This window comes from Mucilaginibacter myungsuensis (genome assembly GCF_015222005.1).
GTDB classification, from domain to species: Bacteria; Bacteroidota; Bacteroidia; order Sphingobacteriales; family Sphingobacteriaceae; genus Mucilaginibacter; species Mucilaginibacter myungsuensis.
Map to the genome: position 1 here is coordinate 406,211 of NZ_JADFFL010000002.1, position 23,591 is coordinate 429,801.

18 protein-coding genes and 1 riboswitch are annotated in these 23,591 nt (G+C 46.7%); of the genes, 10 read left to right on the forward strand and 8 right to left on the reverse strand.

Annotated elements, in window-relative coordinates; genetic code table 11:
- Positions 1-4: 4 nt before the first annotated feature.
- Entirely contained in the window at positions 5-3,931 is a 3,927-nt protein-coding gene (locus IRJ16_RS05620) for a PAS domain S-box protein (RefSeq protein WP_290246069.1), read from the reverse strand.
- A 230-nt stretch (positions 3,932-4,161) separates the two neighbouring features.
- Between IRJ16_RS05620 and IRJ16_RS05625 the strand changes: the two genes are divergently transcribed.
- Positions 4,162-4,620, forward strand: a complete 459-nt coding sequence (locus IRJ16_RS05625) for a VOC family protein (protein ID WP_194110547.1) — start codon at positions 4,162-4,164, stop codon at positions 4,618-4,620.
- 9 nt (positions 4,621-4,629) lie between these two features.
- Complete coding sequence (locus tag IRJ16_RS05630) at positions 4,630-5,199, forward strand: Crp/Fnr family transcriptional regulator (RefSeq protein ID WP_194110548.1); 570 nt, start codon at positions 4,630-4,632, stop codon at positions 5,197-5,199.
- 7 nt (positions 5,200-5,206) lie between these two features.
- Here the strand turns inward: IRJ16_RS05630 and IRJ16_RS05635 are convergent, their stop codons facing one another.
- Positions 5,207-5,947 carry a hypothetical protein gene (locus IRJ16_RS05635; protein WP_194110549.1) on the reverse strand — a complete coding sequence of 247 codons (741 nt, stop codon included), beginning with the start codon at positions 5,945-5,947 and terminating at the stop codon, positions 5,207-5,209.
- Positions 5,948-6,084: 137 nt separating this feature from the next.
- Between IRJ16_RS05635 and IRJ16_RS05640 the strand changes: the two genes are divergently transcribed.
- Positions 6,085-6,804 (forward strand): sterol desaturase family protein, encoded by a 720-nt coding sequence (locus IRJ16_RS05640; RefSeq protein WP_194110550.1) that lies wholly within the window; start codon positions 6,085-6,087, stop codon positions 6,802-6,804.
- A gap of 93 nt (positions 6,805-6,897) precedes the next feature.
- Here IRJ16_RS05640 and IRJ16_RS05645 read toward each other — a convergent pair whose 3' ends face one another.
- Complete coding sequence (locus IRJ16_RS05645) at positions 6,898-7,725, reverse strand: pre-peptidase C-terminal domain-containing protein (protein ID WP_194110551.1); 828 nt, start codon at positions 7,723-7,725, stop codon at positions 6,898-6,900.
- 319 nt (positions 7,726-8,044) lie between these two features.
- On the opposite strand from IRJ16_RS05645, the gene carB reads away from it, so the two are divergent.
- Complete coding sequence (gene carB, locus IRJ16_RS05650; RefSeq protein ID WP_194110552.1) at positions 8,045-10,864, forward strand: carbamoyl-phosphate synthase large subunit; 2,820 nt, start codon at positions 8,045-8,047, stop codon at positions 10,862-10,864.
- 459 nt (positions 10,865-11,323) lie between these two features.
- Here carB and IRJ16_RS05655 read toward each other — a convergent pair whose 3' ends face one another.
- The 3 genes from IRJ16_RS05655 to IRJ16_RS05665 all read right to left on the reverse strand — a co-directional run bounded on the left by IRJ16_RS05655 (position 11,324) and on the right by IRJ16_RS05665 (position 13,776).
- Entirely contained in the window at positions 11,324-12,667 is a 1,344-nt protein-coding gene (locus IRJ16_RS05655) for a deoxyguanosinetriphosphate triphosphohydrolase (protein ID WP_194110553.1), read from the reverse strand.
- 122 nt (positions 12,668-12,789) lie between these two features.
- Positions 12,790-13,401, reverse strand: coding sequence for an HAD family hydrolase (locus IRJ16_RS05660; protein ID WP_194110554.1), 612 nt, complete (start codon positions 13,399-13,401; stop codon positions 12,790-12,792).
- 12 nt (positions 13,402-13,413) lie between these two features.
- Positions 13,414-13,776, reverse strand: coding sequence for a cupin domain-containing protein (locus IRJ16_RS05665; protein ID WP_194110555.1), 363 nt, complete (start codon positions 13,774-13,776; stop codon positions 13,414-13,416).
- Positions 13,777-13,961: 185 nt separating this feature from the next.
- On the opposite strand from IRJ16_RS05665, the gene IRJ16_RS05670 reads away from it, so the two are divergent.
- The 4 genes from IRJ16_RS05670 to IRJ16_RS05685 all read left to right on the forward strand — a co-directional run bounded on the left by IRJ16_RS05670 (position 13,962) and on the right by IRJ16_RS05685 (position 19,400).
- The gene (locus tag IRJ16_RS05670) at positions 13,962-15,119 is read left to right on the forward strand and encodes a TlpA family protein disulfide reductase (RefSeq protein WP_194110556.1); all 1,158 of its coding nucleotides are present in this window, start codon (positions 13,962-13,964) and stop codon (positions 15,117-15,119) included.
- Positions 15,120-15,216: 97 nt separating this feature from the next.
- On the forward strand, positions 15,217-16,971 hold the full coding sequence (locus IRJ16_RS05675; protein WP_194110557.1) for a sensor histidine kinase: 1,755 nt from the start codon (positions 15,217-15,219) through the stop codon (positions 16,969-16,971).
- Positions 16,968-17,711, forward strand: coding sequence for a LytR/AlgR family response regulator transcription factor (locus IRJ16_RS05680; RefSeq protein ID WP_228079884.1), 744 nt, complete (start codon positions 16,968-16,970; stop codon positions 17,709-17,711). The genes IRJ16_RS05675 and IRJ16_RS05680 overlap by 4 nt, the downstream gene beginning before the upstream one ends.
- A gap of 147 nt (positions 17,712-17,858) precedes the next feature.
- Positions 17,859-19,400, forward strand: a complete 1,542-nt coding sequence (locus IRJ16_RS05685; RefSeq protein ID WP_228079886.1) for an IPT/TIG domain-containing protein — start codon at positions 17,859-17,861, stop codon at positions 19,398-19,400.
- A gap of 71 nt (positions 19,401-19,471) precedes the next feature.
- Here IRJ16_RS05685 and IRJ16_RS05690 read toward each other — a convergent pair whose 3' ends face one another.
- Positions 19,472-19,936: a hypothetical protein gene (locus tag IRJ16_RS05690; protein WP_194110560.1), complete on the reverse strand. Its 465-nt coding sequence runs from the start codon at positions 19,934-19,936 to the stop codon at positions 19,472-19,474.
- A 237-nt stretch (positions 19,937-20,173) separates the two neighbouring features.
- Here IRJ16_RS05690 and IRJ16_RS05695 point away from each other — a divergent pair, with 237 nt between their 5' ends.
- Entirely contained in the window at positions 20,174-21,790 is a 1,617-nt protein-coding gene (locus tag IRJ16_RS05695; RefSeq protein ID WP_194110561.1) for a PAS domain-containing protein, read from the forward strand.
- 61 nt (positions 21,791-21,851) lie between these two features.
- Here the strand turns inward: IRJ16_RS05695 and IRJ16_RS05700 are convergent, their stop codons facing one another.
- On the reverse strand, positions 21,852-22,316 hold the full coding sequence (locus tag IRJ16_RS05700; protein WP_228079888.1) for a DUF892 family protein: 465 nt from the start codon (positions 22,314-22,316) through the stop codon (positions 21,852-21,854).
- 343 nt (positions 22,317-22,659) lie between these two features.
- Here IRJ16_RS05700 and IRJ16_RS05705 point away from each other — a divergent pair, with 343 nt between their 5' ends.
- Positions 22,660-23,133, forward strand: a complete 474-nt coding sequence (locus IRJ16_RS05705; RefSeq protein WP_228079890.1) for a ferritin-like domain-containing protein — start codon at positions 22,660-22,662, stop codon at positions 23,131-23,133.
- Between the two features lie 166 nt (positions 23,134-23,299).
- Positions 23,300-23,498, forward strand: a riboswitch (cobalamin riboswitch).
- The last annotated feature ends 93 nt before the right edge of the window (positions 23,499-23,591 follow it).

A 23,591-nucleotide genomic window follows, 5' to 3' on the forward strand; every position in this document is an offset into this window, starting at 1 on the left:
TATATTACACCTTCATCAAGGATAGCACAACAGCGATCTCCCGCCCCGTATCGTCAAGTAGCTCGGCTAAGCGGGTTCCGTCGAAGGTTTCTAATTTCTCCAGATCGGCGGATAGTTGGGCCAATACCGGCAGACCGGCAGACGTGGCCGTGCCGTATAGTTTATGACCCGTCTGCCGGATGGCCTGCAGGTCATTAGCTGCAACCTGTGTGGTAAGCCTGTCCATCGACTGTTGTAACTCTACCCTTGTGAGGCGAATAACCTCATTAATGATATCGGGGTCGTCGCCTACGTAGTTTTTGATGGTCTCGATATCAAAATGTACCGGTTGCGGCGTTGCCACAACAGTGCTTGCCACGATCACCTGATCTACCGGGTCCACAGCGTTACCCAGCCATTTATGGAATACCTGTGCAAAGGTTTCTTCCACGATGGGTTTCACGGCAAAGTCGTCCATGCCGGCTAACAGGCATTTTTCTTTTTCGCCCTTTACGTTACCGGCAGTAAGGGCAATAATGGGCAGGATGCGGTCGCCCTGTATTTCGCGGATCTTGCGAGTAGCATCATAGCCGTTCATTTCGGGCATCTGCACATCCATAAAAATGATGGACGGCCAGTGGTTGCTGCAATACTCAACTGCCTCTAAACCATTTTGGGCTTCGGTAACGATGGCATTAGGCGCTATCTTTTTCAGGATGGTTTTAGCCAACAGCATGTTCACCGGGTTGTCCTCGGTAACCAGCACGTTCAATGCCCGGTCGGTAGTGGCAACCTCGTTAGCATCGCCTTGCTTTTGGCCATCAGCTTCCTTAATATGTAATCGCGACAGCGTGTTGTAGATATCCTGCATCTTTACAGGCTTCACCAAGCGGTGGCGCACGCCTAACTCATCACAAGCTTTGATAATGGCGCTATCATCGGCCGAACTGTACAGCAGGATCACCGGCAGATCTTTTCCCTCAGCCTGGAACATTTCGCGGATCTTGCGGATGGTTTCCAAACCGTTAAAGTGCGGCATATGATAATCCATGATCACCACATCAAATTTCTTACCCTTGGATAGCAATTGCAAAGCCTCGAAACCGTTGCTTACCGCTACGGTCTTTATCTTTTTAAGCAGCAACATTTGGGTCAGGATAAGGCGGTTGTTCTCGTTATCATCAACGATCAGCACGTTCTTTATCAGGTCTATGTGTTCCCAATCTATCGGGTCGCCTTCTTCGGTCTTTAGGTCTATGTCAAAATAGAAAGTACTACCCTTGCCCGGCTCGCTCACCAGATCCAGTTTGCTGCCCATCAACTCTAACAAGCGATTAGAGATAGTCAATCCCAAACCTGTGCCTCCATATTTTTTAGTGGTCGACGGATCCTCTTGCGAGAACGCCTGAAAGATCTTGCTCTGCTGCTCGGGCTTAATGCCAATGCCCGTATCACGCACCGAGAAACGTATTTTGGTGCGGTCCTTTTTGTGCGATAGTACGGTGATCTTCAGTTCTATTTCGCCCTGATGGGTAAATTTGGTAGCGTTGCCCAACAGGTTGATCAGCACCTGCTTTAACCGCAATGCATCAGCCCAGATAAAACGCGGCAGATCGCCGGATATATCCATCAGCATTTCCAAACCTTTAGTCTGCACCTGGTAGGCGGTAATATCTATAGCCTGGCTGCCCAATTCATACAGATCGGTTTTTTCGATATCCAACTCCAGCTTGCCCGACTCGATCTTGGAGAAATCGAGGATATCGTTAATGATACTCAACAACGCGTTACCCGATTGGTGTACGATGTTGAGGTATTGGTACTGCGTCTCGTTCAGGTTGGTCTTCAGCACCAGATCAGTAAAGCCGATCACGCCATTCAACGGGGTGCGTATCTCGTGGCTCATGCTGGCCAAAAACTCCGATTTGGCCATACTGGCCTGCTCGGCCAGTAGTTTAGCGGCGCGCAGTTCCTCACGTTGCTTTACATCTTTGGTCACATTTCGGGTAGATATCATAATGCCGCCGATACTACCATCGAACTGGCTCCAAGGGCGCATCTCCCAGGATACGTACATGGGTTCTTGTGTTGCATCGGGCTGAAATACATCTTCCTCTACCTTGATCACTGCACCCTTCAATACTCCTTGATGGCGTTCTCTACGTTCTTTGCTCAGGTTTTTAAAAGTGCTATAGTACGATACCCCTTCAATATTTTTTTCTTTGATGTGGAACTCATCCAGCCACATATTGCTGGCGGCTATGTAGTTCATATCATTGTCCAACATGGCTACCGCCGCCGGGGCATGCTCCACAAAAGCGGCCAATTGCGCGCGCGACCTCTCTATTTCCAGTTCAGCTTTTTTCTTTTCGTCGATATCCTGAAAGGTGCCGTACAATCGCTTACAAACGCCATCTACGCACTCTGAGTTACCTAAAGCACGCACCCAAAGTTCCTGTCCGTCGGGCTTAATTATCCTTAACTCTTCATCAAAAGACCTGCCCTCGGCGATCGCTTTATCCACCGCGTGTTTTATTCGGTCACGATCCTCGCCTTCTTTATAAAAATCAACAGCGGTAGCCAAATCGGGTTTAAAATCAACATCAACTCCGTGGATGGTCTTGGTCTCATCGGTCCAATTAAGAATGCCTTTGGTAATGTCCACCTCCCAGCCACCAACGCGGGCCACCTTGTTGGTTTGCTCTAACATAGCTTTGGTACGCTCCAAAGCCATTTGCAGTTGATGACGTTCCGTCACATCAATGGCGTTACCGATCACATAATCAGGCCCATCTATGCCCGGCTCCAGAATGTTGTTATACATCCATACCAGGTAAGAACCATTCTTATGCTGCGTAAGCATTTGGCCGCTCGACCGCCCTTTCGCTTTAACCTCTTTTAGATAGGCGTCAACAAACTCATGGCGTTGCTTAGGGACGATATCATACAAACTCATCTGAACGATCTCTTCGGGCGTGTAGCCTAAGATCCCCGTTCCGGCCATGTTCACCGATATGAAATTGCCCCTAAGATCATGCGTACACATAAAACCCTGCGAGTTCTCAAAAAAGGCCCGCAGTTTTTGCTCACTTACAGATAGTTGCTGTTCCCTGGCTTTTTCTTCAGTGATATCCCGGCCAACGGCAAAAACATTTCCTGTATCGCCTTCGGGTATGCCCGCCCACTGTATGGTACGGTAGTCGCCGTCTTTTGTGCGCAAACGCTGGTCCACACTTACTTCTACGATACCTCTGCTCAGCTTTTCCAACTCGATACGAGTATGTTCCCGGTCGTCGGGGTGGACGAACTCCAGCGAGTTGGTATTAAGGATATATTCTTCGCTCCAACCTAATACACGGGTAAAAGCATGGTTGATCTTCTTAAAATAACCGTCGGACCCGGCAATGCAGATCAGGTCGTTAGAGGTTTGGAACAGTTTATCAAAATACTGCATTTCCTCCTTCTGCCTCCGCTCCACAATGAGCGCTATAGCTTCCTTAGCTAATAACTCCAATGCACGGTTCTGCTTGTCGGTCAATACACGGGGTTTGCGATCGATCACGCACAGTGTTCCTAAGGCATATCCATTCGGATCTATCAACGGCTGACCCGAATAAAAGCGGATATCGGGCGCGCCTGTCACTAATGGGTTATTTTTGAAACGATCGTCTTTAGTGGCATCCTCCACAACAAAACGCTCATTTCCCATGATGGCATGCTGACAAAATGCGATATCGCGCGGGGTTTCGCTAACGTCAAGCCCAACTTTACTTTTGAACCATTGGCGTTTTTCGTCTATCAGCGATATCAGCGTGATGGGTACATCGCAAATAATAGAAGCCAACTCTGTAATGCGGTCATATTCGGCCTCAGTAAGCGAGTCCATTATCCCGTAGTTCTCCAGGGCTTTCAGGCGTGCTATTTCGTTATCAGGAGTCGGGTACTTACTCACGGTCGGCTCAAAATTGGTTATCGCAGCTGAATAAAAGCATCAGCAAAGGCTAATATATCTATTCGGGGGATCTTGCGGGTGTTGTTATGAACAAATTTATATTATTTAAATTAAAGCCACGGCATCCTGTATTCTAAATAGTTGTAAAATAAACGATGAAAAACAGCATATGGTTTTATACCACAACATAAAACATTACCTTGCTTTAAAAACCATTGGCTTCCCCCAACATGAAACTACTTTACACGCTACTGTTAACTTTTATAATGACCGCATCTGCCCAAACCACAATGGCGCAAAACAATACCCCACGCCCCAAACTTAACCACCTGGCCATCCTGACTACCGACCTTAAAAAGTCGACCGATTTTTATCAAAATATCATTGGCCTGGAGATAGCTGAAGAGCCATTTAAAGACGGTCGCCATACCTGGTTCAGCCTGGGTGGCGGCGCGCACCTGCACATTATTCAAGAGTTGGATTCAAAAGACAATCACCGCAAAAATAACCACCTGTGCTTTGCTGTACCATCGGTAGAGGCTTTTGCCAAAAAACTGAACGAGGCCAAGATCAAATTTGAGAATGTGCCCGGCGTTGTCGGCGCGATCACTACGCGTACCGATGGCGTTAAACAGATCTATTTTCAGGACCCGGACGGGTATTGGATAGAGATAAATGACGCGAAGTAAGCTGTCCTGATGGAAACTACCGCCCTTTTTCAAACGCTTAATAGCATCGGCATCCTGTCGCCTGCGTTAAAAGATAGGATCAGTGGGATGATGGTTGAAGAGGTGGTGAAAAAGAGGACCCTGATCCTGAAACAAGGACAAGTTGCACGCCGGATCAGTTTTATTAACCAGGGAACGGTAAGAGCCTTTTATGACAAAGGCGACGAAACCTTCACCAACTGGTTTATGAGCGCGGGCGATTTTATCATCTCCGTCTACAGTTTCTTTTCGCAAAAACCATCTTTCGAAACCATAGTGGCCTTAGAGGATTGCACTCTATTGTCCATCAGCTGGGACCAACTACAAGATCTGTATAAAGAGTTCCCGGAGTTTAACCTGATCGGCCGCATCATTACCGAGCAATACTACATCCGCAGCGAAGAACGCGCCATAGATCTGCAGACGTTGACAGCCACACAACGATACGAGAAACTCATTGCCACATATCCCAATATCCTGCAAAAAGCCACTCTTGGTCAGATAGCAAGCTATTTGAGTATTAAGCAGGAGACCTTGAGCCGGATAAGGGGGAAGAGGTAAAGATGACCTAACGAAATTCCTGAAATTCGCTACCGGGTGCTATTTGATACCATTTTTGGTTTAATAGGTAATACGCTTCTTTCCCCAATAATATTGATGGAAAGGTTCCACCGACCTTTTGTTTCCCCGCTTTGGTTTTAATAGAGTAGTTGAACTTAGCCGTTTTGATGCTGTAAAATGAATGCGTTTTCGTGTCGAAGTTCAGTATGGTCCGGTCGTCATAAGTATAGTTTTCATCGGGGCGGGTCTTTGAATAAACCTCGTCATGAACGTCTATTATCAACTTATAGTCCCGTTCGCTATTGCCTTGCAAAACCCATTTGACGGTATAATTAGCCTTCCTATCGCCAGTGTCCCAGTCAACGTATCTTAAGGCGTGCATCGCTTCATATAGCTTGCCCTCTTTCATACAAATGATCAAAACATTTCCTAAACCCAAGTTCGACCCACCTCTTACTACGTAACTGATCCCGATAAAGCTTTTACCTAACAACTTGACATCTGGTAGTACTCCCCAAAAATCGCCTATCACGACCGAGTCTTTTAGGGATTTTATTTTTAGTGTATGATCAACGTAATTAGGAACGACCTTAACCCTTTCGGGCTTGTGATCCAAAGAAAGAAGGTCAAATATTTTGGTATCCCGTTTAGTGGTCTTAGCCGCTCCGTCCTTCAATTCGTCTTGAGCATTAACATTTCCAAAAAAAAACAGTAACAGGCAGATGATCAAGGCAAGGTTTGTTTTCATGGATTGCTTCAACAGCTCTGGTTGATGTCACTAAGATAGCGAAGATAATATCACCCTCAACCCTCTTTTTTTGACTAAAGTCAAAACTTTACACCGCTATCCATCCAGATATTTGACCTTATCAAACACCTTACATTATGTTAGTTACGATCTTAATTTGTTTTGCTTTTTGCTTCGCGATAGAGCGCATGTTCCCAGGATGGAAATTACCCGAAGTGCCTACCTGGATCATCAGGGTATTGGCTATCAATTTTTTTCAGTTGGCGATAGTGGTCCTGGCGGGATATAGCTGGGAAAAGTGGCTTTCAACCTATTCCTTGTTTCATCTGTCTGCCCATGTCCCGGCATGGGCGGGCGGTGTTATCGCCTACTTCGGTGCCACCTTTATTTTTTACTGGTGGCACCGCTGGAGGCATGAGAGCGATTTCCTTTGGACGCGCTTTCATCAGATCCATCACAGTGCGCAACGTATCGAGGTGATCACCTCCTTTTACAAACATCCGCTGGAGATGACCGTCAACTCTATCATTGGCAGTTTATTGGTCTACACATTATTGGGGTTGAATGCCGAGGCGGGAGCTATCTACACACTGTGCACCGCATTAGGAGAGTTCTTTTACCACACCAATATCAAAACACCTAAATGGATCGGCTATATTTTTCAACGGCCCGAAATGCACCGCATACATCACGAGTATGAGAAGCATACCAGCAACTACGGCGATATTGTTTGGTGGGATATGTTATTTGGTACTTACAGCAACCCAAAAGAGTTCAAGACCAGTTGCGGTTTCGACACCGAAAAGGAGTTGCGACTGGCTGATATGCTGCGATTTAAAGACGTTCATAAAACTTGATCAACATCGGTGCAATAATAAACCCTATGCTTGAGGAGAGCATAGGGTTAAATTGAGGGATAATGATGGGTTTTCGGCTACAAAATTTCGGGATCAATACTGTGCTGTTACGATAACCCACGACCAGTAGTAGCTATTATATCCGTACAATAACACTTTCCAATCGCCGGCTTGTGCATTGGTGATCGTGATCGTTTTAGTGCCCCTGTTACCGGCGATATCTTTATATTGGGCGTTATATACGTAAGGGGCCGCTGAGGTCACCGTCGGTGTAGTACCGCGGCTAACAAAAACGTCGGCCATATTAAGATCGGCATTAGAAAGTTCAGTAGTTGTGACGGTCAGTGTTTTTGCATTTTTAGGTAGCGTGAACGATACTACTGACTTTCCCCCTTTTTGACCTTCCACCCTTAGGCGTCCTATTTCTACAGCTGCATTTGTATTTCCACCAGTGCCTGTTCCGGTTCCTGTTCCAGTTCCGGTCCCGGTCCCGGTCCCGGTGCCTGTATCACCGCCCGCCTTAACGTTATTGACGTATATGGCCGGGACCCCGTTCTTTGCCACAACATCAACAATATTGGTTTCGGTCTTTCTTGTGAACATTGATCTGGGCAAGTTACCTGTAAAAGTGGTTTTTACTTCGGTATAATTTGGAGGCGAGTAAGTAGAAACAATGACGGAATAAGGGATACTTTCGGGCAGTTCCATCATTTCTGTCCCGAACATTGATTTTCCATTAATGATAACTTCCTTGACCAGCCCTACGGTATTAGCAAAGTTCTCAAAGTTGGTAACTACTTTAACCCCGAGCATATTGCTCACTGCTTCGCTGATCTCTTCGTTGATCTTTTTACATGAATTTAATGTTGTGAAACATAACAACACAGATAATAAGGAGATGATGATAGGTTTTATTTTCATTTTTTTTTATTGCAAAGTTATTATCAGCGTGTGCTAAGGTCAATACCCATAAGTTGGTATTTAGCAAATAGATATCTTCTTAAAAAAGCGTTACGACCGGCTGATATGGTGCGATCTAAGGCCGTCGGCAAAACTTAACATACTAATTACAAAAACACACCACACGATACACATAAAATCCTATCTTTGCACCCCGACGCTGAGGTCGGTTTATCTCGCCCCGGCGCATAGATTTTGAATTCCGAAGTAAAAGTAAAAAGCGGTATGAAACTGGCTTAAACTCAAGACTTAGGACTTAAGACTCAAGACTTAAAAAGCTATGCCAAAAAACAATTCCATCAAGTCAGTATTGATCATCGGTTCGGGTCCTATTATCATAGGCCAGGCTTGTGAGTTTGATTATGCCGGTTCTCAAGCCGCGCTGTCGTTAAAAGATGAGGGTATCACCGTATCCATCATTAACAGCAACCCGGCAACCATCATGACCGATAAGGTTATTGCCGACAATGTTTACCTGCTGCCGCTTACCTGCGATAGCTTAGAGCAGATCCTTCAGGAACAACAGATCGATGCCGTTTTGCCAACCATGGGTGGCCAGACCGCGTTGAACCTTTGTATCGAAGCCGACGAGCGTGGTATCTGGGAGAAATATGGTGTTAAGATAGTTGGTGTTGATATTGCCGCTATCGAAAAGACCGAGAACCGCGAGGCCTTCCGCCAGTTGATGGTAGAGATAGGCGTAGGTGTAGCTACCTCAAAAATTGCCAACTCTTTCCTTGAAGGTAAAGAGGCCGCGCAAGAGATAGGCTTCCCGCTGGTCATCCGCCCAAGTTATACCCTGGGTGGTAAAGGTGCGGGCTTTGTACACAAAAAAGAAGACTTTGACCAGGCCCTGAGCCGCGGTTTACAAGCATCGCCAACTCACGAGGTTTTGGTGGAGCAAGCCGTGTTAGGCTGGAAAGAATATGAGTTAGAGTTGCTGCGCGACAACAACGATAACGTGATCATCATCTGTTCTATCGAGAACTTTGACCCGATGGGTATCCACACCGGCGACTCGATCACCGTGGCCCCGGCCATGACCCTGAGCGACCGTTGCTATCAGGAGATGCGTAACCAGGCCATTAAAATGATGCGTGCCATTGGTAACTTTGCAGGTGGCTGTAACGTACAGTTCTCGGTCAACCCGGCTGATGAAAGCATCATAGCTATCGAGATCAACCCGCGTGTATCACGTTCATCAGCATTGGCATCAAAAGCTACAGGTTACCCCATCGCTAAGATCGCTGCTAAATTGGCTATCGGTTACAACCTTGACGAGATAGAGAACCAGATCACCAAAACCACTTCGGCCTACTTTGAGCCTACGCTTGATTATGTGATCGTAAAGATCCCTCGCTGGAACTTTGACAAATTTAAAGGTGCTAACCGCGAGTTAGGCCTGCAAATGAAATCGGTAGGTGAGGTTATGGGCATTGGCCGTAGCTTTATCGAAGCGTTGCAAAAAGCTTGTCAGTCTTTAGAGATAGGTCGCGCCGGTTTAGGTGCCGACGGTCGCCAAAGCCGCAATCTGGACGAGATCATGCACAGCCTGGAGCATCCAAGCTGGGATCGCTTGTTCCACATTTACGATGCCATGAGTTTGGGTGTACCGATGGAGTCTATCCGTAAGGTGACCAAGATCGATCGCTGGTTCCTGAACCAGATCCAGGAGATCGTGAATATGGAAAACGAACTGCGCCGCTATTCACTAAATAACGTTCCGGTCGAGTTCTTATATACATTGAAACAAAAAGGTTTCTCTGACGTGCAGATCGCTTACATATTGGGCAACTCTACTACCGAAGAGGAAGTTTACCAACGCCGCAATACCTTAGGCATGCACCGCGTTTATAAAATGGTTGATACCTGCGCTGCCGAGTTCCAGGCTAAAACGCCGTACTTCTACTCTACCTACGAGGGCGAGAACGAGTCGGTGGTATCAGACAAACCAAAGATCATCGTATTAGGATCAGGCCCTAACCGTATCGGTCAGGGTATCGAGTTCGACTATAGCTGCGTACACGGCTTATTGGCCGCTAAAGAGACCGGCTTCGAGGCGATCATGATCAACTGTAACCCCGAGACCGTATCTACCGACTTTAACATGGCTGATAAGCTGTACTTTGAGCCGGTATTCTGGGAGCACGTTCGCGAGATCATCGAACTGGAAAAACCGGTAGGTGTGATCGTTCAGTTGGGTGGCCAGACCGCTTTAAAAATGGCTGAGAAACTGCATGAGCATGGCATCAAGATCATCGGTACCAGCTACGATAACATGGACATTGCCGAGGATCGTGGCCGTTTCAGCGACTTGTTGAAAGAGCTTGATATCCCTTACCCTAAATACGGTGTGGCCGAAAGCGCTGAAGAAGCACTGGTAGTAGCACATGAAGTTGGTTACCCTGTGTTAGTTCGCCCAAGCTACGTATTAGGCGGACAAGGTATGAGCATTGTGATCAACGATGAGGACCTGGAGAAAGCGGTAGTGAACTTATTAAAGAACCTGCCGGGCAACCGTGTATTGATCGACCACTTCCTGGATCGTGCTGCCGAGGCCGAGTCGGACTCGATCAATGATGGTGAAGATGTACACATCATTGGTTTGATGGAGCACATTGAGCCTGCCGGTATCCACTCAGGCGACTCGTACGCGGTATTGCCGCCGTTCGACCTGTCTGATAGTGTGATCAAACAAATGGAAGACCATACGGTGAAGATCGCTCACGCGCTTAACGTACGTGGTCTGTTGAATATCCAGTTCGCTATTAAGGATGATAAGGTTTACGTGATCGAGGCTAACCCGCGCGCGTCACGTACGGTGCCGTTCATCGCCAAAGCATACGATGTACCATACATCAACATCGCCGCTAAAGTGATGCTGGGTACCCACAAACTGAAAGACTTTAAGATAGAGCGCAAACTGAAAGGTTACGCCATTAAAGAACCGGTATTCTCTTTCGATAAGTTCCCTGAGGTTGAAAAACAATTAGGCCCTGAAATGAAATCGACAGGTGAGGCTATCCGCTTTATCCCGGATCTGCAGGACCCATACTTTAGACACTTGTACAAAGAGAAATCGATGTATTTGTCTAAATAAGGTGAAAGCTTAAAGGTAAAAGGCGAAAGGTTCGAGAGGGTCTTTCGCTTTTTTTGTTTTGGGGCGAGCTGGGGCGTTTTTAGGAGACACCTACGGAGCCGTAGTTGGGCACCTGCGACGCGCATTGATCCACGTACATTTAATTATTTTACGAGCAAAATGATCCGTAAATTAGATCGCCGTATGTAAATATTGCACATTTTTTCAAACGCCTGATTATCAAGAACTTGCAAAATAGGATTTTAAAAAATGTAAACCTTTGTAAACTTTCGCCCTGTCGTTTGTGTCCCCACAAATGACCGATCGCGAGGGTAGCTATGGTCGCCTGTGAGGACACAGGCGACGGGACGGATAGCTTTTATTTCTAAACTTAATGACATTGCCCGAAGGGGTGCCGTGTTAATAGAAATTATGTATGATAACAAAGACTCCGGAAGAGTCGCCTAACACCCCCGTTCATCAACTCATCGAAGGGAATGATATTCCCTTGATCTTCCGGAACAACTCCACTGCATACAGATCCGTCATCCCCGAAACAAAATCCAAGATGGTTTGGATACGGGTGTAGGTATCGGTAGAATCTGTCAGGAATTGTTTGGGTATCAACTCCACCAGTTTTTTGTGGTATTTGGAGTTGTTTGACAGATAGGCTGGAATAAACTCTTCTAACAAACCACCCATCACTTTATAACCTGCCACCTCTATCTGCACGACAGAACTGTAGTTATAGATCTTCTTGACCGATAGTTTAGCAATGGTCTCCATCGTTGAGCGGAAAGGCTCGTCTATGCGGTCTATCAATGATGCATTAAAGTCGCCGTTAAGGATGGTTTGTTCTTCGTTATACAACAATGCCGAACATTGCTGAATGAGTGTACTGATGGATCTGGCCCGCAGGTAGCCTACTTTGGCATCAACATCCTCTATCCGCGCTAAGCGCTCTTCCATTTTAGGGTCGTTGCAGAGCGGGATCAATAAGGTCTCCAATTCGTGGTAGCTTAATATCTTTAAACGGTGGGCATCCTCCAGGTCGATGATGCTGTAGCAAATATCGTCGGCAGCTTCTACCATGTACACCAGCGGGTGGCGTTTGTAGATCAGTTGTTCGTTAGGTACACGGATCAGGTCCAGCTCGTTCGCTATCCTTTCAAAACCTTGCTGTTCGGAATCGAAGAAGCCGTATTTTTTTAAATGGATCTGGCTTTTATCACCACCAACTACCGAACTGCACGGGTATTTGGCAATAGCAGCAATGGTTGAATAGGTCAAAGCAAAACTTCCGTAACCTTTGCCCGCGTAAGGATGTGTGAGGATACGCAGGGCGTTGGCATTCCCTTCAAAATTGGTCAGGTCCTGCCATTGCTGCTCGCTTACTTCGTTTTGGTATTTTTTGCCGTCGCCGTCAATAAAATAATGCGATATGGCCGACTCGCCCGAGTGGCCGAAGGCGGGGTTACCCAGATCGTGTGCCAGGCAGGCGGCAGCTACAATGTTACCTATCTCGCTCAGGAGCGGAAATTCATCGTCGATGTTAGGGTTGTCTTTCCTAAGCTTGTTGTAATGCTCACGGCCGAGAGATCTGCCCACGCTGGCCACCTCTAAACTATGCGTTAAGCGGTTGTGGACAAAGATGCTGCCCGGCAGCGGGAACACCTGCGTTTTATTTTGCAAACGGCGGAACGGCGACGAAAAGATGATACGATCATAATCGCGCTGAAACTCAGAGCGGGCATCCTGCGGGCTGGCGTAGCTTTTATTTTCGTGTCCCCAGCGCTTGGCTGATAAAAGTTTGTCCCAATTCATTGGCTGATCAAATAAAACGTGCAGGGGCGAAGATAGTTATTGATCACACAGGATAGCAGTCGAATAAGTAAAATAAGGTACGACCTTTATCCTGAAAATTCTATAATTCAGAAAATTCTGATTCAGACCTTATCGATCCTGATCCATGGCATACCGGCCGCTTTAGCTGATGCTACACCAGCATTGCCATCCTCAAAAACAAGGCACTCGGCCGGTTTTACGCCCAGCTTTTCGGCCGCTGCTAAAAACGGATCGGGAAAAGGCTTGCCACGCGGGGTCTCGCCGGCGCATACCAATACTTCAACCAGGTCAAGGATGCCTAATACCTGCAAAGTTTTGGTCACCGCAGCACGGTCGCCGCCCGATACTACTCCGATCCTTAATTTGCCGGCATGGGCTATCAGGTGATCGGTCACGTACTCTATCGGCTTAACTTTATCTATGTACTCATCATAAAACAACTGCGCTCGTGTTTCCGCAAAACCTTCAGGATCAAAGGTAGAGTTATAGCGCTTATTGATCTCAGCCACCACGGCAGGGACCGGCAAGCCGGCAAACTCGTCGATAATGGCAGGGTCGAGGGTCACACCCGCGTCGCCCGTTAAGCGGATATAGGTCTCCACGTGAGCGGGCATGGTATCGGCCAGGGTGCCGTCGCAATCGTACAGGAAAGCTTTGTAATCGCCCTGGGTAAGTTCTAACAGTTTTTTAAATTTCGCGTTATCGGCAGCCATAGGTATAGCTTGTTAAATATTGTCGGGGGTAAAATTGATAGTGGTCGACGGATCAAAAAGCACGTAGGCCCGTTTCCACGGGTCGTCGCCCAGCATTTGCCAGGTGTGGCCGCTGCCGGTGGTATCCATAGCAATGAGCACCTCGCCGGGGCGCAGCACAAATTCAGCACCGCTATGCATCTTAAAGTGCAACGTCCCTGTCATGCTGATCACGTATTGTGTGGTCGGCGCCGCGTGCCAGTCGTAGTAGCTATGTGGGGCGGTCTCTTTAAAGCGGATGGTAGAGCCGTCGGTAAAAACATCCTCGGCCAAATGGCCGACCTGCACATGCGAATGGCCGTCGGTGCCGGTGGTCAACAGGTAGGCTTTGATCATGTCGCAAAGTAAGCAATTATGTCCTTGGGTTTACTTACCGATATGTAAGTGGAAAGTAATACGTTGCGCTTTACAGTCGATAAAAGCAGGCTCACCTGCCATATTCATAGGCATTTCTACCAAATTCAGTTATCGGTAATAAAGCTTGCCCCGCGCGGTACATTTTTGTTGAAAAGAACACAAAAATGAAAAAGACCACTATCACCATTTTACACATCCTGATCGCCTGCTGCTTCTTTGCCCAAAACATTGATACCGCAGCATTACACATCCTGCAAAGGTCGTACGATAAACTTGCCACCATAGGGGATATCAGCTATCGCCTTGATCGTACTGATACCATGATCCGAGCAGGCGAACCGCTCACGATAAAAAAGCAGAGCATGCAGGGGACCTTAAATAAGAATGCTTACCTGTATCTCCGTTTTGATGATAGCGCCGAATGGCTGGTGCGGAACGATACATTGTACCTTAACATGTCGCCCTCTGTGGCATCTACCAGGGTGATACCCAAACCGGACATGCACGAGCTGATAGCATATGGTATCCATGCCGGCTTCGGGCTCGACCGGCCATCCTTAAAACCTAATATTGTGGAGTTGAAATTTATTGATGACAAAAATGATCCCGCGCATTATGTGATCAATGTGCTTTATAAGATGGATCACCGAAGTACAGAAACACAAAGCAAACTTTACTACAGCCGGTTTTGGATCGATAAGAATAGCTTGTTCCCAACACGCAGGATATTATACTCTCGACGAACCGAGAATGGTGCCAACGCTGTAGATGTTTACGATTTTTCAGTATCGTTGAACGACAGTTCTCAAGTCGGGTTTGATCCGATGAAGTTCTTTCGTGGTAAACTTGCGATCCAAAAAGAACCGGAGTCTTTGAAGGTTGGCAACGCTGCCCCGGCATTTATATTGACCGATATCAGGATAGGTAAACGGCTATCATCAAATACACTGAAGGGAAAGATCGTATTACTCGATTTTTGGTACATGTCCTGCGCCCCCTGCCGCGAGTTGATGCCCGCGATACAAGAACTGCATCAAAAATTTAAAGGCGATGGCGTTGTGGTGGCCGGGGTAAATATACATGACACGTCCGCAAAAGAGATAGCCGCTTTTTTAAAGGGCCGGCAGAGCAATTATCCGCAATACTACCGGGCGTCGAAGATCAAGACCGACTATAAGGTTTACGCCGCGCCCACCACTATAATTATTGGTAAGGACGGCAAAATTAAACTGGTAGAAGTAGGCTTGGGTGAAGACACTCCCCAAAAGCTTGAACGCGCAGTAAAGGCCGAACTGAAAACCGCAACTTTGGTTAAGCGATAGCGGCGGTCGAACTTTTATTGCCAACGATCACCATACATTTTATAATTTGTGCCATTGCCGGGCATATCAAACAACAGGGCGAGAACTTATCCAGAAAATGAGAACGAACATTATCCTGACCATATTGATATGCGCCATTTGCCTAAGTGCATCCGGAAAGCAAGGGCCGGTCGCCAACGCGCCATTTACGGAGGTTATCGTAAAGAAGAAGGTAGCCGGCAAGGTTTGCGATACCTGCAGCATTGCGTACGCCCTTGATGCTGAGCCGGCCTTCAGCTATGTGATCACCGGAGCCGGGCACACCCCGCAACGATTTAGCCGCCAGTTTAGAGACATCAAGGCTGTTTACAGCGGCAAGTCTTTCAATTCAACCACACATATCGTCTCGGGAAAAAACATCGGGATAACTTTTCTGCCGACCTTTATTCGACAGGGCGGCAAAAAGATCCAGCTTTACCGGAATTTAGGACAAGAGGATCTTGAAGATATGGAGTTTTCTGCCGAGCAAAATGGCAAGGTAATTAAACAGTGGACATCACTGAGCTCTTTAGATGAACCCAGGGATCATATCATTTTTGGGACGCGGGAGCGTACCGGTGAAAGCGGCCGAGTGCCGTGGCAGCGGACCTATTATGCAGGGGTATTTGACTTAGATATTAAGGACCAGCTCACGATCACCATCAGGAATATCAAAACCCAAAAGGAGGTGCACATCATATCGGTGCTCCGTGCAGAGGATAAAGCCACCAACTTTGTTTATTACCAACTGTCGTTATCGGGCGATCAGCTTAGCGCTAATATTCAGGATGTGCTTAATACAAGGTCCGGCAAAACTATGCATGAGTTTGAACGCGGCGATTCGTCTGTACTATTCAGCAAACATCACAATGCGATCGGCATCATCAGGTACATTGGCTTGGATAAGGGCGATGACGTTGAGTATGCTACGCAAAAGACACCTTACAACTGGCGGTCAGTAAACGCCCTCGACCCGGGGAACGGTGCATACGTTGTACTGGGTAATGACCTTAAAGCCGGGAAAGATCACCCTGTTTATCTACGCTACAAAAGCCAGCCCGAAACGATACATGCCATCACCATCAGGGTGAAAGCGATACCTTTCCGGATGCCCTGGGGGAAGATAGCGGGTGTTTGTATCTTTTTACTTGTCGTGGTGGGTATAGTATCCTACTTGCTGCATATCCGTAATAAAAGACGGCTCGCTACACTGAAATTAAAGAACGCCGATACGGAGACCCGCCTATCGCTGTTAAGTGGTCAGCTAAATCCGCATTTTCTTTACAACTCGCTTACGGCCATACAGGGCACTATCTACAGTCATGACCCCGGCCATGCCAATGCCTATATTGGCGATCTGGCGGCGTTTATGCGTAACGTGATTGACAATGGCAAAAAGGAATTTGTATCCTTACCGGAAGAACTCAAAATAGAGGAGGACTATTTAAAACTGGAACAGCAACGGGCCACTTTCGCATACAACATTACGCTCGCGCCCGGTCTGGACGCATCACAAATAGATATGCCCCCTTTATTATTGCAACCCGTGTTAGAGAATAGCTTGCGGCATGCTTTCCCCGTCGGTCATCCGGATCCTGAGCTCGCCATCGATATATCGCGGACGGGCGCGGATCTGCATATCGAGATCACTGACAACGGCGGCACGCCCTGGGATACGGACAACATTAAGGAAGGGCATGGCCGATCGCTCACGCGGAAACGAATGGCGGTCTATAACGAAAAGCTGGAAGATATGCCTGTTACGATGCGCACCTGTTACAATGCAGATAAAGGCACAGTTACTACCTTTACCTTTACAAATTGGCTTGCATGAATAACCTTACTTGCTATATCGTTGATGATGAACAAAGCGCTACTGAAGCCCTATCGGTATTGATGCAACGTTATTGCCCGCACGTAACCATTGCCGGTAACGCAAGCAATGTAAAGGGTGCCTTAAGTTTCCTAACGGATCATCCGGTCGATATTTTATTCTTAGATATTAAGATGAAGCAAGAGACCGGCTTCGATCTGTTAAAGCAGCTCCCGCCGGCTGCTGCCCATGTGATCTTTGTTACCGCGCACGACGAGTACGGGATACAGGCCATCAAATTTTCGGCGACGGATTACCTCTTAAAACCGGTAATGCCCGAAGAGTTGATAGCCGCGGTGCACAAAGTCGGTCAGCGTAAGCAAGCAGATGCCGGGCAGGTAGCCATGTTGCTACAGTCGTATCAGCATCAAAAACTGAATACGCAAAAGCGTATAGCCTTGCCTGATCAGCACCAGATAAGGTATGTGCTGATAGATGATATTATTTGCTGTAGTGCCGACAATACCTACACCAGCTTTTACTTGCTGAACGAGGGCAAGCCCGTTGTGGTATCAAAACCGATATCCGAGTATGAGCAGATCCTATCCGTATATGGATTTGTGCGCATCCATCAATCCTGGCTGATCAATAAGAACCATATCGACTCATTCAAAAAGGCAGATGGCGGTTATCTGTTGATGGACAATAAAATGAGCGTACCTGTGAGCAGGCAACGTAAGCATTTGTTAAAGGATCTGTAAGAGCCTCGGGACCTCCCTTTCCCCATGCATATACGCCGAAATACGTATTGAACGCCTTTGCCGTGCCCGTTAATTTTGGGCACACACCAAAAAACGTTCGATATGATATCATTATCTAAAAATTTAAATCGTGCCGCATATCTTTTGTTGGCAAGCTTATTTCTCACCAACACAAGCTGTAGAAAAAGTGATACCGAAGTCATCATCCCCGAGGTGGTCAAGACCATTCCCGGCCCAACGGTCCTTTTAGCGACGCCAAATAGCGGCCTTGCAGGTACGGAAGTGACCATAACCGGGACCAACTTTAGTACCGTGTTAAAAGAGAACATCGTCAAATTTAACGGCACCGAAGCTGTAATAAAGTCGGCCACAACTACTCAGCTGGTTGTAACGGCCCCAACCGGCGGAACAAGTGGCACCATAGCTGTAAAGGTAAATGGAAAGGATGCGATAAGCATTGTTAACTTTACCTATGGCGTATATCCAACATTAACATCGCTTAGCCCGGCCACGGCCAAACCCGGCGATCGAATTACTATTACGGGCACAAATTTTAGTACTGTACTTACCGAAAATAAAGTAAGCTTTAACACAGGCGGTGCAGCAGGTGCCGAAGGTATTGTTGTCTCGGCTACGGCTACTCAATTAGTGGTAGAAGTGCCCGCCGCCGCTGTTACAGGTAATGTTAGCGTGGTGTCTAAACTATCGGCCACTAACTTATTGCAGATCACTATCACGCCGGTAAGTCAAGGTAGCAACATCAGCCTATTCGCTCCGCAAAGCAGTAACGGTATCGAACGTTTTGTGGTAGATGCGCGGTCTAACTTTTACGCGGTATATAACATTGGCACTTTCTCGGTAGCGGGGCCTGACGGTGTGGTAAAAAAGACCTTTACTAAAGCCGATTTTGCCAATCACGCCGGCAACATTGTTGGCATAGGTAAAGATCTTAACGGTAATGCCTGTGTGGCTTGGAACCGCTATGTAGGCTCTAAAAGTTTCACTACATTCTTTAGGATCAAGGCCGACTTTACGTCAGAAATGATCGGGACAGAAGTTGCACCAAGCCAAAGCAGCATCACCATGACCCGTCCCTTCGTTGTTGATAGCAAAGGCGATGTGTTCTATACAGATACTTTCTCGGTATTTAAGGTAGAGAACAGCGGCATCGACCTTACCAAACGTTACTTGGATGGGCGCACTTATCCGGCAGCCCCATACATTTCGGATATTCAAATAGACGCCGCGGGAAATTTGTACGTACTTACTAAAGGCCAGGTATCCGCTACAGAGAATAGCCAGTCTATTGTTAAATACGATGGTAATAAGAATGCCACCACGCTATTTACTGTGCAAACTACTACCATACCCACCAGCAGCGTGGCCCCGGTTCCGTCAACCACGATAGGCGAGTTCAAATCTTTCGTACGAACACCAGAAGGGGATATTTATGTGGGTGACTACAGCGGTAACCGTATTCGCAAGATCACCGGAAACAATACGACCGAAATTATTGCTGGCAGTGGAGAATACGGACGACTGTTCGGGGGATACGAACTGACCGGACCGAAATTATCTACCCCGGTCCCTCGTCCTTTGTTTATCGCGTATGATGCAGTAAAGAAAGTGATCTATACATCGCCATACACATATGATAAAGGCAGTTTCGTACAGGTTTTTGCTTTGTAACTGATATGCTTGTCGCGGCCGTATTTTTAAATGCGGCCGCGACATTTTTTTATAAGTCTTTGGGATATACTTTAGGCCACCTGCCCTGCTTGCAATAATGCGCGCGTGAGCGATCTTAATGTGGATGCTTCATAAAGTTGAACGTCAGGCAGAGCAACTTCATCAGGATCTGTAACCACTCCGGCTTGCTCGGCGCTTTCGGCCATTAGGGCATTGGCTATTGATAGGTAATCGAGCAGGTAATTGTATTGGGTCCCGTCGTCTTTGTATGGCAGCTTAGAGAACATGTCTTCCATAAAAGCGATCAGCGGGCCGTGATCTTTGAACGAAGCTACCACGCCATGTGCTTTGTATAACAGATCAAGGTTTTGCAAATGCGTCTCTAATGACCGGATCGTTGCTGATATCTCTTCCTGCAGTTGTTCAAAATCCAGCGCGTCCTTTAGTTCGTCCAGGCGCTCTGCCAGATGTGCTGCAATGCAATATATGCGGTCGAGTAGCCGGATGTAAATTTCCTTCTGTGCCGATATTCTCATAATTTGTATCAACCAAAGCGGCGATCATTTTAACGTATGAATATGTCCATTAAAATTAACGAAAAAACATTGTACTATGAAGCTATTTTTTTCGAAAACATTAACCGACCGGTTGTTAAACTGCTATATAACTTATTTGTTTGCATTACGTTGCGTTTTTAAAACATATTGCGCTAATTGTGTATTATATCCCTGACGGCCCCCTCGTTAGCAACTTTACCTTTAACTCACGTAAAAATGTTTCCGATAGATCCGCGTCACCTCGAAACGCTTAAGTCACTGACATTGTTGGTGGCTGGGTTAGCCATGGCGACAGCACGAAATTGCTCAGCGATATCCCGCGCAATATCCGAAAAGACCGGAATGGCGATCAGTGAAGCTACCGTTAAAAAAGTTTTTGGTTTTGCGATGAGCCGTTTTAGTCCATCGGGTTATACCTTAGATGCTTTGGCTATATATTGCGGATATAAAAGTTGGGTTGCCTTTACGAGAGACCAAAATACACATGATCTTGCAAATCCGTCTGCAGCAGATACCAGGCTGTTTGAAGACCCTTTATTGATGGCGCTTTTAGACACCGCTATACCAATGGTTTTACTAAATGCAGATACCGTAGAATTAACGATAATTACTTACAACAACGCTTATACCATTGCGACACATTTGCAGGATAGACCAGTAAAAGGCATTGCATTTTGGGAAGCTTTTGATCCGGCACAAGCCGGCGGATCCGGCCCGACACTTTTGTTAGAGGCTTTTCACGAGGCTATAGTTACGCAAAAGCAGGTGCAGATGCCTCCCCTGCAATATAATATACTCTCGGGGAAATTGAAAATAAGAGAATTGAGTTGGTGGGATGTTAAGATCGTTCCGGTTATCTATGCAGAAGGTGTGAAGTACCTGCTTTTGCAGGTGCGCAATGTCACAGACCAGATCGTTCATAAAGACGCCATCGAGCAGGCCATTATGCGCGAACTGACCCTGGCCGAAGACCTCGCTACCAGCAACGTAAAATTGGCCGCGGCAAATGATCAGTTAGCCGAGTTGAACAACACTCTTGAACAACGGGTTTTTGAGCGTACCCAAAAGCTATTTGAAAGCGAAGCCAAACAGCGCAAACTGATCGATAACACCCCCATCGCTATTGCGGTATTGAAAGGCCCTGAGCATGTGGTGGAGACCGCCAACCAAAAGATCATCAACTATTGGGGAAAGACCGCCCGGGTAATAGGACTGCCGTTAGCGGAGGCTTTGCCCGAGCTTGAAGGTCAGCCCTTTATAAAAATCCTTGATGAGGTTAGAGAAACGGGCATACCCTACGTTAACGCGGAGTTAGAAGCATTTTTAAACTTTGAAGGACAACTGGTACCCAGGTATTATGACATGATCTACCAACCCATCCAGCATGTGGCTGGGGTAACCGATAGTATTTTTATTGTGGCGGTAGATATTACCGACCATGTGACCGCCCGAAAACAATTAGAAGGATCCAAGACCATGCTTCAGCTTGCGGTTAATGCCGCAAACATCGGTATCTGGTCTGTGGTGGAGCATAGTGGGGAATTTAGCTATAACGATAGCTTTGCTACGATCATGGGCTGGGAACGGGATGAGCTGATGACCTGTGAACAAGCGATACAACAAGTGGCCGAGCCCTGCCGTACACACATCGCGGCTATTCTTACCGGCAAGACCGGGTTTAGGGAAGAATATGACCTTACCTGCAATGCGCAACGTTTTAACGACGGAGAGGTTGTAAAGCTGCGTATAATGAGCAAAGTGAATCTTAGCGGCCCTGAAGCTTACCGAATATTTTCGGGGGTATTGCACCAATTAATGCCACCCTTTGAGTGATTTTTGATAAAACTAATTCCGTGCGGCAAATGATCCGACAAATGGAGAGCGCAAACTTCAGTTAACCCAAATATTTTGCCGTTAGCAAAATAAACAGAGCCATGTCGGCCCTTGCTTCATCAGAATTTTCTCTTAAAAGCTGAATGATCTGTTTGTTCTTGTATCGTTTGGCAGCGATAAGTAGCACATTGAACGATGCCATCTCTATACTCTCGATGTTTTGCAAATAGAACAGGATAGAAAGGTCCCTCATTCCGTAATCCTCACTTTGGGAGTGGATAGCACTAAAAGCAGTTTCTACCATTTGATAATTTTCGATGCATTTATCGGTAGCGTGCTTAGTTCCTAACACCTCAAATATCTCGTCCATTCGTATTATTTGCCTTTGAACGTCCTCCATGGTCTCGATAATGGCATGGCGGAGGTCGGCGAAATGCGCATGTTCGGCTATCTCGGGCAGCCGTTCAACAAGGTGCGATTTTACGCAGTAAACCACGTTGAGATGCTCAATAAGAAATGTTCGCAATTTTTCATAGGAAAAATTGGCTCTGGGTAATTGCCTGATCATTGTCATTTAATACGGTTCAATAAAGGAGTGGGGTAGTTGGCTGAGCCGAAGATCAGGAGCAATGTAACAGCGTTATTGTGCTGCTTACTTGGAAGGGGCAAGGTACACTTTAATGTTATCATCTCGCCGCTTTATTATCAGCTATTTTCGCAATGTGAAATAAAATTCACTTTAATTAATTTGCTCTACATTTTTGAAGCGTAGTAAATAAAAAAAAGTCTTTTTCGAGTTGGAGGTCCACTTTTGAAAGCTTAGTTTTTGATCATGGCTGACTTATTGCTAATGCTTTAATAAATCTCACATGGAAAGCATCAGATCATCATCATTGAAAACTAAAGAAGAGGTTATCAGCGACCTGCAAGAATTGCTGGTACTGGTTAACGACGGTAAAGAGGGTTACTTATCTGCATCGGAGGCAACAGAAACCCAGGAGTTAAAAGCCTTCCTGTCCCAAATTTCGGGAGAGCGTATTGTTTATGCTTCAGAATTGAAGGAACACATTGCCCTACACGGCGGCGATCCGGAAAATAATAATGACGGTGTACTTGGGGGGCTGCATCGTGCCTGGTTGAATGTTAAGCAAGTGTTTTCCGGTAACGATGATAAAGCAATTCTTAATGCTGTTACTACCGGTGAACGCGCCGCTATAGAAAAGTATGATGAGTTGATCGCGGATCACGCTGACCATGCTGATCACATGAAACTTCTAACTGAACAGCGTGATGGTGTGGTTAATGCCTTACGTCATGTAGAGCAAAAGATCGTTCAAGCTTAAATTTAATAAAGGGGCGTTACGCTCCCTTTAACATCCAAATATTCCAAAGAGCTGTTGGGGTCAAGTCCAACGGCTCTTTCTTGTTATGAGTCATCGCAGTCCTTGAAACTCTCCCCACATTTCAAAACCATCATCCAATTACTTACCTTTGCCGCACGTCCTTGAAAAAGGACCGAGCGATAACGGTTTTACTTAGCTGTAAATTAATAGGGAATCGTGTGTAAACCACGAGCTGTCGCGCAACTGTACACCCCGCCTGCATTAAGGCAACAGATCATCAACAACGTCACTGTCCGTTAACCAACGGGTGGGAAGGCGATGGTCTGAGGGATAGCCAGGAGACCTGCCGTTATGGTATTGACTATGCTTTCGCGTAATAGAGCAGTACGTCAGGTCGTCTTATAGCAGTGGGCACGCATGCCTGTTGGCTTTGGCTATGGTCGTTTTGGCCCCGGCCG

What these genes read in the sequence shown, in the direction of transcription:
- IRJ16_RS05670 (WP_194110556.1), top strand. Translation starts at nt 13,962, where the DNA reads ATGAAAAAGACCACTATCACCATTTTACACATCCTGATCGCCTGCTGC.
- IRJ16_RS05635 (WP_194110549.1), bottom strand. Translation starts at nt 5,947, where the DNA reads ATGAAAACAAACCTTGCCTTGATCATCTGCCTGTTACTGTTTTTTTTT.
- IRJ16_RS05680 (WP_228079884.1), top strand. Translation starts at nt 16,968, where the DNA reads ATGAATAACCTTACTTGCTATATCGTTGATGATGAACAAAGCGCTACT.
- IRJ16_RS05675 (WP_194110557.1), top strand. Translation starts at nt 15,217, where the DNA reads ATGAGAACGAACATTATCCTGACCATATTGATATGCGCCATTTGCCTA.
- IRJ16_RS05630 (WP_194110548.1), top strand. Translation starts at nt 4,630, where the DNA reads ATGGAAACTACCGCCCTTTTTCAAACGCTTAATAGCATCGGCATCCTG.
- IRJ16_RS05645 (WP_194110551.1), bottom strand. Translation starts at nt 7,725, where the DNA reads ATGAAAATAAAACCTATCATCATCTCCTTATTATCTGTGTTGTTATGT.
- IRJ16_RS05655 (WP_194110553.1), bottom strand. Translation starts at nt 12,667, where the DNA reads ATGAATTGGGACAAACTTTTATCAGCCAAGCGCTGGGGACACGAAAAT.
- IRJ16_RS05690 (WP_194110560.1), bottom strand. Translation starts at nt 19,936, where the DNA reads ATGAGAATATCGGCACAGAAGGAAATTTACATCCGGCTACTCGACCGC.
- IRJ16_RS05625 (WP_194110547.1), top strand. Translation starts at nt 4,162, where the DNA reads ATGAAACTACTTTACACGCTACTGTTAACTTTTATAATGACCGCATCT.
- IRJ16_RS05640 (WP_194110550.1), top strand. Translation starts at nt 6,085, where the DNA reads ATGTTAGTTACGATCTTAATTTGTTTTGCTTTTTGCTTCGCGATAGAG.
- carB (WP_194110552.1), top strand. Translation starts at nt 8,045, where the DNA reads ATGCCAAAAAACAATTCCATCAAGTCAGTATTGATCATCGGTTCGGGT.
- IRJ16_RS05665 (WP_194110555.1), bottom strand. Translation starts at nt 13,776, where the DNA reads ATGATCAAAGCCTACCTGTTGACCACCGGCACCGACGGCCATTCGCAT.
- IRJ16_RS05705 (WP_228079890.1), top strand. Translation starts at nt 22,660, where the DNA reads ATGGAAAGCATCAGATCATCATCATTGAAAACTAAAGAAGAGGTTATC.
- IRJ16_RS05695 (WP_194110561.1), top strand. Translation starts at nt 20,174, where the DNA reads ATGTTTCCGATAGATCCGCGTCACCTCGAAACGCTTAAGTCACTGACA.
- IRJ16_RS05660 (WP_194110554.1), bottom strand. Translation starts at nt 13,401, where the DNA reads ATGGCTGCCGATAACGCGAAATTTAAAAAACTGTTAGAACTTACCCAG.